The organism is Fannyhessea sp., from assembly GCF_986145555.1.
In genome coordinates this window covers 21,601-33,771 of sequence record NZ_CFRCNA010000007.1, presented here as the reverse complement: position 1 = coordinate 33,771, position 12,171 = coordinate 21,601, and the positions used below count along the sequence as shown (strand labels likewise).

The following is a 12,171-nucleotide window of genomic DNA, read 5'->3' as shown; positions in this document are numbered from 1 at the left end:
ATGCGCGATTTACAACGCATACAAGCAATATAAATACCTGCAACATGTGCAACGGATTTTTTTGTAAAAAAGTTAGTTACACTGTTATTGATATTTCATGTTCCTATTATAACGAGCCTATGAGTTTTTAGACTCTTGCAACTATTAAAGATGCAACACATGCACACAAAAGGTAAGATTATCTTCTGATATACTTGTAGGTCGATATATAACATGTAAGTCACTATACATTGTCAACTTATAAGTTGCTTGTGGTTAGCTATCTTACTTGTTTGAGTTCTGCGTAAACCTAACTCAAACAGATATGTATACGTGCTCGTGAAAACATGCACACAAACACAAGTGAAGTTATAAGTTGTACCATACTTGCGAATATTCTTGGAGGATTAAAGTGCCGCTCCATAATAAAAAGCACCAACAGATGACACGTGCGCAACTAAAAGCACTCTCAACATCTCGATACGCTTCGGGTTCTCGCCATGCGCAAAAGGCGTATAACAGCGCTTCTAATCGTGACAAAGCAGCTCAAAGCTTTATCTCGGCAGATAATGATTCACAAGCACAGCCCCAAACGCTTCGTAAAAAACGCTTGGGAACACAGCTTTCGCACCATGAACATTTTGCCGATCATGCCACATCGCAAACACCGCCAAATCCTACAGAGATACACAGCCGTAATAGTGCCGTAAGCTATTACGCTAAAAAGCGTATTGCAACCACAAAAAAGAAAATCTTACGAACTATTGGTTTTTCATGCCTAGGGTTTTTGGTAACCGTTGGTGTAGCGCTTGCTGCAGTTGTTGGGTATCTCTACATGATTAACGGCCAAATTACAGGTCGTGTAGGAAAAGATTTATTGGCAACACTAACCGACACCTCAAACGATGAGCCTTTTTATACCTTGCTTTTAGGCGTCGACAAAGATGAGGACCGTGCAGAAGGTTCTACTTACGGCCCCTCGGATAGCGCATATCGCACTGATACCATTATTTTGACGCGTGTTGATCCTAAAAACAAAAAAATAACGATGGTTTCTATCCCACGTGATACCTATGTTGACCTTGGAAAACATGGCAAACAAAAAATCAATGCAGCGTATTCGGTAGGCGGTGCCGCCTATGCAGTGCAGGTTGTAGAAAAGTTCTCTGGCGTTAAGATTTCTCATTACGCAGAAGTTGACATGGATGGCTTTGCTCAAGTTGTAGATTCTATTGGCGGTGTTGATGTAGATTTACCAGTCCCCGTAAAAGATCCGAATTATACCAAGATAGACTTACCAGCAGGACCGCAACACCTCGACGGGCATACCGCAGCATTATTGGGAAGGTCACGCCATGCCTATGATAAATACGGCGATGGCGATACCTTTAGAGCAGCAAATCAGCGCATGCTTATTGGAAATGTTATGAAAAAAGTTCTGTCATCAGGACCTGCAGGCATTGCTTCAAGTATTACCACTATGGCAAAATTCGTTACGACAGATATGAATGTCACTGATATTATTGCATTGAGCACTAAGTTTGTAGGCATGGATATTAATAATGACATTTACTCGGGACTTTGCCCAACAATCTCTAAATATATCAATAGGACTTGGTACGAAATCTGCGAAACCAAAAAGTGGCAAGAAATGATTAAACGTGTTGACACGGGACTACCTCCTTTTGATTCCGAAAAAGAAAATACTTCGAAGGGTATAGCAGGTTCGGTTGGTATCAGCAGCTCATCAGATGGCGATCAAACAGGAAATACTTCTGAAAATTCACAAGAAGATACATCATTTGAAGGTAGTGTGGCTGTTCTTAACGCATCGGGTAAACAAGGCGTAGCAAAGCAGAAAGCCTCAACACTTGCCAATAAGGGTTTTAGTGCACAGCCAGGTAATTCTAGAAAAGTTCTTCAAAACAGCGTTGTTTACTACACACAAGGTAATGAAGCAAAGGCAAAAGGTGTTGCGAAAACACTAGGAATTGCAACTAAGCCACAATTGAACAAAGGACAATTTGACTCGGGAACCGATTGTGTAGTCTTAATCGGAAAGGATTTACTCTAGCACGCAAGCGCTAGCTCAAGGTGCGCGTATATTCCAAAGGGCGCATATATTTGAGTATGAGCTGTGCAAAGCAAACGTGCACATAAGCATATACTCCTGCATAAAAAATTGAGCCGTACTGTGTACGGCTCAATTCATATACCAATTATCGGATTACCTTACACGTTAAAACGAAAGACCATCACGTCGCCATCTTGCACAACGTAGTCTTTGCCTTCCATGCGAAGCTTTCCAGCATCGCGCGCGCCACTCTCGCCGCCAAGCTCAATATAATCATCAAACGAGATGGTCTCGGCTTTAATGAACCCACGCTCAAAATCACTATGAATAACGCCTGCAGCTTGAGGGGCTTTTGCTCCAATTTTAACCGTCCAAGCACGAACTTCTTTAGGACCTGCCGTAAAGAAGCTTTGCAGCCCCAATAAACGGTATGCTGCCTGTGCTAAAATCTCTAATCCCGAATGTTGCAAACCTAACGATTGCAAATATTCGGCGGCTTCTGCGTCATCAAGCTCAGAAAGCTCTGCCTCAACCTGAGCACATATAGGCAACGCAGGCATTCCATGGATTACAGGCTTATCCTGCAACTGATCTTCATCGCAATTTGCTACATAAAGCAGTGGCTTCATAGTAAGCAAGAATAGGTCATGCGCATCAGCTTTTTCATCTGGAGTCATGTCCATATCAGCCGCGCGTTTACCGTCGTTAAGCCATGCCTGCAAACGCACGGCAATATCAAGGCGGCTCTTTTGATCTTTATCGCGCTTTGCTTCTTTTTCGAGCTTAGGAATAGCACGTTCAAGCGTACCTAAATCTGCTAACACAAGCTCGGTTTGGATAGTATCAACATCACTTTCGGGATCAACCTTGCCATCTACATGGATAACATCAGGGTCGCTAAAGTAACGAACAACCTCACAAATAGCGTCACATTGACGAATATTTGCTAAAAACTGATTGCCTAACCCCTCACCGTTATTTGCACCACGTACCAAACCTGCAATATCAACAAACTCAACCGTAGCAGGAACAATTTGTGCAGGATGTACAATTTGAGCAAGTTGATTAAGACGCGTATCGGGTACCTGCACAATGCCCACATTGGGGTCGATGGTAGCAAAGGGATAGTTTGCAGCTAAACCAGTCTGTTTGGTAAGCGCAGTAAATAAAGTAGACTTACCAACATTTGGTAATCCTACAATTCCAATTGATAAAGACACACAATCAACTCCTGAAAAAGAAGGCAACACTGCATAAACATGTGCCAAAAAATCTTCTCACATAAGCTATCTTACAACATTGCTTAAATCTTCTGAGCGTGTTTTTATTGCGACGATGGTAAACACATGTTTCACGAGGTCCAAGAAAAAAAGCAGGATTTATGCAAGGCTTACGAGTTATCCTCGCCCAAACGTTCCAAGACGCGCAAACCACGCTCAACCTGCTTACGGGTGCGCTCTTTTATCTTTGCCACGCGCTCTTTACGTTCAAGCGCCTCTTTTTGCAGACGAATTGCTTCTTCATCACGCACAATAAGCTCATGCGTGTCTCCTTGCTTCATGACAATGCATTGCTCGGGACAAACAAGCGCACAAGCCGAGCAGTTTACACAATAGGCAGTCTGCACCGAAAAACGCCCATGCTCATCTAAATTGCATGCATTAACAGGACAAACACGCGTACATGCCGAACACACGGTGCAAGCGCTCATATCGCAAACTGGTATCAAATTTTGTTCTTTATAATGAGCAGCTAGCTGCGGATTTTTTTGGATAACAGAGAGGAGCAACTTACGCTTTTGGGTAAGAAGACGATGGTTATACGATGTAGTTGTATCTCCCAGCGCTTTCTCAAGTGTACATTGCAGTTCAAAAAGCTCGTTGGAATGCTTTTGAATTTTGCGCGTTACGGCCTGAACGCCTGCATATACAGGATTTTGTGCAGCAAGCAAGGTTTGACCTGCTCGGCCAACATCACGTAAAAATTCTTGGCGTAAAAATGCACGTGACATGTCGTGATTAAGGTTATGCTTATCTACTTCTATGCCAACTTCTTTGCCAATAAACTCCTCGGCTGCTCCAATTTCATCGGTATACGCAAGCTCGCCCGTAGTTGTTTTACACTTATCACACACGCCTACGGGCAAATACACGCTAATATTGGAATACTCTTGCAACAACGCTATCCATACTTCGCGCGGAACTACACCTAGGCAGGGCAAAAGAATTTCGTTAGGACGAGGCAGCTTTCCAAGTGCTCGTGTGCAGGTGATATAGCACACTTCATACATCGAAGCAACTTTTGCAATACGATCATACAGAGATTTTGCCATAAAGCGAGAAACAATAAATGCTTCGGTAGGGCACGCAGAAATACACAAACCACAGGCACGACACGTATCTGCAATCTTTACGGTTGAACCTTTAATATCAATGGCATCAACGGGGCAAACATCCATACACGCATGACAAGCACAGGTAGTATGTGCTCCAACACCTTCGGCACGATACGCGTTATAGGCACCAACATTCAAACAAGAAAGCGCATTTGCACGCGGTTTTTCTTTGTAATCACGCGGATCAAAGACACGCGCAGAATTCTTATCGCCTGTTAATACCTGCGTAATCTGGCCTAAAGGCTGCGATAATGCAGAAAGATCCTGTTTTATATCGATGATATCATCGAGCATATCACGCTTAGTACTCACCGATATATCCCCTATTCATTACTGTGCGTTACAAGCGCAAGACGCCAATGCGAACGCACAAATTCCTCTCCCTTGTAACAAAATCTCATAAAATGCCACGTATGCGCGGTAAAAACCACCAATTTTAGAACGGGTCATAAAACGAGCTGTTTTGTCATACGCTTATACTACCGCAAAGTTTTATTCCAAGTTGGTTACAAGTCTTGTTTTTTAACGAAATTGCACGAGAATCAAGTAATCTTATGATAGATATAAATTGTGTTGCACTGAATGCGCCGCGTTATATTAGTTTCGTTTTCTTTTGATGTAGCAAAGGTATAGCAAAATAAAACGAAAGCTCAATATGGCATAACCTATACCAGCTTGCACACACGGATTCGCAAAGGAGTGAATATGCGGAACAACAGCAACGCGTCGGCTTTTGATTTAAAAGAGACGCAAATCGCAATTAAGAGTCTTAAAGATTATTTTGAAAGAGAATTGGGCAATTCGCTTAATCTTGCGCGTGTGTCAGCGCCGCTCTTTGTTCGTCCGCAAACAGGACTTAACGACAATCTTAACGGTGTAGAAAAAGCAATCAGCTTTTCTATTCGTCATCACCATTTAGACTGCGAAATTGTACAATCGCTTGCAAAATGGAAACGCTGGGCGCTCAAGCGTTACAATTTTGGTGTGTATGAAGGTCTTTATGCAGATATGAATGCTATACGTCCTGATGAAGAACTTGATGAGCTTCATTCTGCCTACGTTGATCAATGGGACTGGGAAAAGATCATTAAAAAATCTGACCGCTCCACCGATTACCTGAAAGCATGTGTACGCGAAATTTTTGAGGTCTTCAAACGTACAGAAACCTATATTAACAGCGTTTATCCCTATATTCTTTCAAAGAAGTTGCCCGACGAAATCACGTTTGTAACTACGCAAGAAATGGAAGACGAGATGCCGGCGTTGTCTCCGCGTGAACGTGAGCGCGAATATGCTCGTAAATACAAAGCTATTTTTATTATTGGTATCGGAGGAGCGCTTAAATCGGGTAAACCGCATGATCTTCGTAGTCCCGACTATGATGATTGGTCAATGAATGGCGACATCATTTTTTGGGATCCTGTGCGCAATGATGCTATTGAACTTTCAAGCATGGGCGTTCGCGTAGATGAGGATGCGCTTAAAAAGCAGCTTGCTATATGTAACGCTGAAGATAGATTAAAACTGCCCTTCCATCAGGCACTCATGAATAAAGAGCTTCCTTACACCATTGGTGGAGGAATTGGACAGTCGCGTCTGTGTATGTATTTCCTAGAAAAGCACCATATCGGCGAGGTTCAATGCAGCGTTTGGGATGAAGCAGATGTTCAAAAGTTTGCACATGAAAATCTAACCATTCTCTAGTTTTTAGGTGCAGTTACTTATAAAGCCCATGCTGTGCGCGCACAACATGGGCTTATTTATGCCTTAAATGACTTATGCAGTTCAGCGTTTTGCTTAAGATCTTAAAGATTAAGCGCTCAAAACGGTGAAAACGATTAAGCACGTACAACAAGAAATGGATGTCTGCTACGACTGAATTCGCGTTCTGCAATACGGACAAACTTTCCAGTCGGCATTAAGAGGACGATGACAGGTAGGACATACGTTTCTGACTTGCGTATTGCAAAGTGGACATACCACAAAATCACGATCAATAGGAGCTCCGCACTTAGGGCAAATACCGTAATGCGAAAGCTGATGTTCGCGCAATGCTATATCTAAGTCTTGTTCTTCCCTATCAATAAGGTACGAGCTAGGACGCAAAATAACATACGTTAATAATCCAACAATAGGTACAACCGCAACAAGGGACCATACCCACCACGGCTCGGCACCACGACGCTGAGCATCGCGTGTTACGTAAACAATTGACAATATATAAACCATTACGATGCACATTACAATTAAGTAAAGTACCATACGTACTTCAGGCGTAAGAATTTGATCGAGCAAATCTGACATTGGCCTGTACTCCTTTGTCGTAGGTATATGCAATACACCTTAGTATAGCGGTCTTGCTTTCTGTAGACGGCAACTATTTACTATACACAAGTTTTTCGTTGCATATAAGCCGCCACTTCTCCAGCAAGCGTAATAGATCCACATGCAATAAAATCACGATCTAAAAGCGCATTCATTGCATCGTTAACACATGAGTACCATTGTGGCATATATTGCAGCTTTTTTGCAAATATTTCCGCTAATTTTTTAGCCTCAAGCGCACGAGGCGAATTTGTTTGTGTGCATATCACACAAGGAAACGCGCTGGCAAGGCGCTCAACAATGCCTGTAACATCTTTATCTGCTAATATGGCGCATAATAAAACAGGACGTGTTGCTCTATCAGGTAATACCTGCTCCATATTAGCAAGAAAGGTATCAACAGATTGTGGATTGTGACATGCATCAATCAACGCAAGTGGTTTATCGCGCACAATTTGAAAACGGCCTGGTGTAGGACATGTATACACTGCTTGTTGAAGGAGCTTGAGGTCAAGGGGCCGATTAAGAAACGACTCAGCCAAAAGCGTTGCACAAGCAATATTTGCCGCTTGATACACAGGTTTAGAAGCTCTTAGATGAGTATAGGTCTGTCGTGTCGAGGTAACGCTTAACTCCATAACATCATGCAAATCGCCAAGGTGTTTATCGACACTAAAATGCGCATAGGTATAGCCATCACGGTGGCGAATGTCTCCGCTATTTATTTCGCCTGTTGCGTCTTGTTTGTGGTTAGCTTCAAGAAGAATAGGATCAACACCTGCAGAGCTACATTGTTTGAGGAAAACATCTTGAACCGTTGAAGGCGCGGCGGTTCCCACACCTAATACACACGAGCGAGAAGGCTTGATGATTGCTGCTTTTTCGGCAGCAATTTTTTCGAGTGTATCACCCAAAATTTTCATATGGTCAAGCCCAATACCGGTTATACCTACCGTTTGAATGGATGAAACTGCAGATGTAGCATCCCAACGGCCGCCCATGCCACATTCAAAAACAACAACGTCTACCCCAGCACGCGCATATGCAAAACAAGCTGCAACGGTTAACAGATCAAATTCGGTAATGCTGTAAAGCTCTAATCCGCAAGCTTTACGCTGCGCATTTACGCGATATGCCGCCTCAAAAGAATAAGAAAGTGAACAAGCAAAATCAGACTCTGAAATAGGCACTCCGTCTATTTCAATTCGATCGGTATACGAAGTAAGACCCGGTGATGTGTATAATCCCGTGCACAAACCATGCGCTTTTAAAATTGATGCGGTATAACGAGCTGTAGATGTTTTCCCATTGGTACCAGCTATTTGTATGCTCTTATAGGCATGGTCGGGATTACCCAACATACAGAGCATATCGCTTACCGACTCAAGCATAGGAACAATGCCAAATCGTAAAGCTGAAGTAAGCTCTTGTAAAGCTTGTGTATACGATTTTGCGGGGCATGAAAAAGGTGGAACGTACATGGAATCACGCTTTCAAAACTTGTTGTATCTCTGCAGCCTCAACCACATGCTGCATAAGAATAGTTGTGGTAATAGAGCCAATACCACCAGGTACCGGAGTTATAGCACAAACTTTTGGCTCAACATGCTCAAAATCAACATCACCCACGAGCTTTTGGGCCGACGCGTCCCAATTTATACCTACATCAATGAGCGTCTGGTGCTCTAAAACCATATCGGACGTCACAAAACGAGCATGACCAAGGGCGGCAATAATAATATCAGCTGCGTGCAAATGCTTGGTAAGATCTTTAGTTTTTGAGTGACACATCGTCACCGTTGCATTTCTATGCTGTGCCAGCATAGAAACAGGACGACCAATAACTAACGAACGACCAATAACGCACACATTTTTACCGCAGATGTCAATACCATAATAATCAAGCAACGCCATACAAGCCTGTGCAGTACAAGGAGCAAAACCCACCTTTTGACCAGCAAAAACACCGTAAAGCGAACCTTGTGTAATGCCGTCAACATCTTTTTGAGGTAAAAGTGTATTGCAAATTAAGCGTTCATCCAACGTCTTTGGCAAAGGACGAAACAGTAAACATCCATGAATCGAGGAATCCTCATTAATTTTTGTGATCTGTGCTATGAGCTGCTGCTGCGAAACATCCTCATCAAAGGCGTATACCTTTAGCTTGCAGCCAAGCTTATCAGCGCGCTTTTTCGCCGCGCGCTCGTAGGAGAGCGCACCTGCATCCTCGCCTACTCTTATAACAGCAAGTGTAGGCGTAATGTGCGCCTGCGCAAGTTTATTAATCCTTGAAAGCAAATCTTCGCACAAAGAAGCTGCAACAGCAGCTCCTTTAAGAAGTTGAACCATAGTATACTATCCTTTCATATACCGACGAATACGTTCGGCGCATGCCTCGGCTTGTGCAACAAAATGGGTAAGCATATAACTACATCGAGTATCAACTGCCTGCGCTTCTTGTTTATCATGTAACAATCTGATGTTAACTAATACGTTATAACTGGCAGCCTCAAGTGCTGCTCGGCAAATAAGTGCTCCGCTTCCAACATCGGAAAGCAGCATAGGCGCACACATAGAACTCATCTTGTCTAAAATATCAATGGCAGAACAAATTTGCTCCATCATAGCAAGGGGTGCTTTATACGCACCTTGTAATGCTTGTTGAAGCAGATCCGAACGTTGTGGGTTATCTTTAGGAATCTTATAGACGCTCATAAGATGAGCTAATCCTTTTGCGTCCTCGTCTACCAACGATAACAGTGCAACTCGCACAGACGAAACCTCTTCAAGGAGCTCATTGAGTGCCTTTTCATGCGCCATAAACTGAGGCTTTGAAATCGTAAAATGTGCTGCCATTGAAGCAAGCGAAACACCTACCGCACCAACAAGAGCTGCGGCACTACCGCCTCCGGGTGCCGAAGTCTTGGCAGCCAGTGCGGCGGTAAATTCGTCAAGAGTAGCTTGTGAGTCAAAGCGCAGACACGAAGAGTTCGTTTGCATAGGTTCCTTTACACGTATAGGCTATAAATTCTTAAAATACATCCGTTAAAAAATCCCAACAATTGTTCCATCGTCCAAGACATCAATTGCCTCAGCCGCAGGTACTTTCCCCAAACCTGGCATGGTTACAACTGAGCCGCACATAATAACAACAAAGCCAGCACCAGCAGATACATGCAATTCACGAACATGTAAATCATAGTCATTGCTGCAATCCAACTTATGTGGGTCATCGCTTAAAGAATACTGCGTTTTAGCAATACAAACACGTGCAGTATCTAAACCAAGCGCAGAAAGCTCACGAAGTTGCCTGCGACTTTTATCCGACCATACAACATTGCGCGCATGGTACCACTTTGTAGCAATTTTTTCGACCTTAGTTTGAATAGAATCAGTTGCATCATAGATTTGTGGCGTCTTAGATTGTGCCTCTGAAAGAGCACGCGTTACCGCACGAGCAAGTTCAAGGCCACCTTGAGAGCCTTGTGCCCATACGTATGTAGGTACTGCGCACACACCAAGTTCTTGACACAGATCGCTTACAAGCTGAATTTCGTGTGGATCATCGTTTGCAAAAGCATTAAGAGCTACAACGCAGGGTAAACCAGCTATTTGCCGTATGTTTTGGATATGAATGCGAAGGTGCTCAAATCCTTGCTTAACTGCGTCAATATTGGGCTTAGAAACATCGGTTGCAGCAACACCGCCATGATATTTTAATGCACGCATGGTTGCAGTTAAAACAACACAATCGGGGTTTTTCTGCAATTGCGGACAAACAATATCAATAAATTTTTCTGCACCTAAATCGGCACCAAAGCCAGCCTCGGTAATAACCACATCAGCACATTTGAGAGCAGTACGCGTTGCTATAACGGTATTAGCACCATGCGCGATATTTGCAAACGGACCTCCGTGAACAAATGCAGGAGTTCCTTCAAGAGTTTGAACTAAGTTTGGCTTTAGCACATCGCGCAGCAAAGCACACATAGCTCCAACTGCATGAATGTCTTTTGCATAGACGGGTTTATTATCATAGGTATAAGCAACCAACATAGCGCCTAAACGCTTTTTAAGATCGGCAATATCTGACGCAAGACACAACACCGCCATAACTTCTGACGCGGCACAGATATCAAATCCATCTTCGCGAGGCACACCACTTGCACAGCCGCCCAGACCATCGACAATATGCCTGAGCTGGCGATCGTTCATATCCATGCAACGCTTCCACACAATACGACGTGGATCAATGCCGAGCTTATTACCCTGCTTAACATGATTATCCAATAAAGCAGCACAAAGATTATTGGCACTTTCGATTGCATGAAAATCGCCCGTAAAGTGAAGATTAATATCTTCCATAGGACCAACTTGTGCATAGCCACCGCCTGCAGCGCCGCCTTTGATACCAAAAACAGGTCCTAGGGAAGGCTCACGCAAACAGAGTGCAACTCGTGTATTTTGGCTCGCAAGCGCATCTGCCAAACCAATAGAAATCGTTGTTTTGCCTTCGCCAAAAGGAGTTGGATTAAGGGCACTTACCAGCACCAACTTAGAAGAAGATTGCACGTGCTTCTTGGCAAAATAGTCTGAAAATACATCAACTTTAGCTTTAAAATTACCATAATGCTCAAGTGATGCCTTAGGAATATTTAACTTTTGAGCTATCACCTCAATCGGTTGAAGATGTGTGGCTTGAGCAATTTCTATATCTGACAAAAATTGAGACATAAACCCTCTTTCTACCGACTATACAGTTATTACGCCAACTTAATCGTCGTATCATACATTGACGTTTGCGTTATAACAACGTCAACCGGCCTATCATGCGCTTCAACTAAATGAAGCGCATGGAGATCGTCTACCAGCGTTTGAGCTCGGCATAATCCAACCGTAGAAACATATGCTACGCACGAAAGTTTGTCTAAGATGCGATCATAATAACCCGCACCGTATCCTAAACGATACCCAAACTTGTCAAAAACAAGGCCAGGTACAACTACAACCATAGACTTATCATAAGTTGCAACGTGCGTTATATCTATAAAGTTCGAAAACTCACACGATGGCTCAAGAATACCAAACGGACCTTTGCAAAGCGTTGATAAGTCTTGCACTCGATAAAAATCAAGGTTGTGGCAAGCCTTATTAACACGAGGCAGTATGAGCTGTTTTTGGTCTACAAGCACGCGAGCAGCAAGCGTATGGGTATCGATTTCTTCGGCGAATGAATAATACAAACACACGCTTTGAGCTTTATGATAGATAGAGCTTTGAACAAAATTTGAGATAATCTGTAAATCGGATTCATAGCGCGTTTGCGCACCAAGGGCACAGCGCACATCCTTATAATACATGCGCGCTTGCCGTTTTGCACATACGAATGAATCCATAG

The 12,171-nt window shown here is 43.3% G+C and carries 10 protein-coding genes; 2 read left to right on the top strand and 8 right to left on the bottom strand.

The genetic code is table 11. The annotated features are described in order from the left end of the window. Window positions 1-391 precede the first annotated feature (391 nt). A complete protein-coding gene (locus tag AC5GD6_RS02540; protein ID WP_491846161.1) occupies window positions 392-2,053 on the top strand; it encodes an LCP family protein in 1,662 nt (553 codons plus the stop codon). 158 nt (window positions 2,054-2,211) lie between these two features. Here AC5GD6_RS02540 and ychF read toward each other — a convergent pair whose 3' ends face one another. Continuing rightward, entirely contained in the window at window positions 2,212-3,273 is a 1,062-nt protein-coding gene (gene ychF, locus AC5GD6_RS02535) for a redox-regulated ATPase YchF (RefSeq protein WP_061102628.1), read from the bottom strand. A 170-nt stretch (window positions 3,274-3,443) separates the two neighbouring features. Further along, complete coding sequence (locus tag AC5GD6_RS02530) at window positions 3,444-4,760, bottom strand: 4Fe-4S binding protein (protein ID WP_491846160.1); 1,317 nt, start codon at window positions 4,758-4,760, stop codon at window positions 3,444-3,446. Window positions 4,761-5,153: 393 nt separating this feature from the next. Here AC5GD6_RS02530 and asnA point away from each other — a divergent pair, with 393 nt between their 5' ends. Continuing rightward, window positions 5,154-6,152, top strand: coding sequence for an aspartate--ammonia ligase (gene asnA / locus AC5GD6_RS02525; RefSeq protein ID WP_491846159.1), 999 nt, complete (start codon window positions 5,154-5,156; stop codon window positions 6,150-6,152). A 165-nt stretch (window positions 6,153-6,317) separates the two neighbouring features. Here asnA and AC5GD6_RS02520 read toward each other — a convergent pair whose 3' ends face one another. The 6 genes from AC5GD6_RS02520 to AC5GD6_RS02495 form a co-directional block, all read right to left on the bottom strand. Beyond that, a complete protein-coding gene (locus tag AC5GD6_RS02520; protein ID WP_006302679.1) occupies window positions 6,318-6,752 on the bottom strand; it encodes a zinc ribbon domain-containing protein in 435 nt (144 codons plus the stop codon). An 80-nt stretch (window positions 6,753-6,832) separates the two neighbouring features. After that, a complete protein-coding gene (locus AC5GD6_RS02515; protein ID WP_464359998.1) occupies window positions 6,833-8,254 on the bottom strand; it encodes a bifunctional folylpolyglutamate synthase/dihydrofolate synthase in 1,422 nt (473 codons plus the stop codon). Between the two features lie 4 nt (window positions 8,255-8,258). After that, window positions 8,259-9,122, bottom strand: a complete 864-nt coding sequence (locus tag AC5GD6_RS02510; RefSeq protein WP_464359997.1) for a bifunctional 5,10-methylenetetrahydrofolate dehydrogenase/5,10-methenyltetrahydrofolate cyclohydrolase — start codon at window positions 9,120-9,122, stop codon at window positions 8,259-8,261. Window positions 9,123-9,128: 6 nt separating this feature from the next. Then, window positions 9,129-9,773 carry a cyclodeaminase/cyclohydrolase family protein gene (locus AC5GD6_RS02505; protein ID WP_416447454.1) on the bottom strand — a complete coding sequence of 215 codons (645 nt, stop codon included), beginning with the start codon at window positions 9,771-9,773 and terminating at the stop codon, window positions 9,129-9,131. A 45-nt stretch (window positions 9,774-9,818) separates the two neighbouring features. Next, complete coding sequence (locus AC5GD6_RS02500) at window positions 9,819-11,507, bottom strand: formate--tetrahydrofolate ligase (protein ID WP_491846158.1); 1,689 nt, start codon at window positions 11,505-11,507, stop codon at window positions 9,819-9,821. 29 nt (window positions 11,508-11,536) lie between these two features. Then, on the bottom strand, window positions 11,537-12,169 hold the full coding sequence (locus tag AC5GD6_RS02495; RefSeq protein ID WP_416432098.1) for a 5-formyltetrahydrofolate cyclo-ligase: 633 nt from the start codon (window positions 12,167-12,169) through the stop codon (window positions 11,537-11,539). Window positions 12,170-12,171 lie beyond the last annotated feature (2 nt).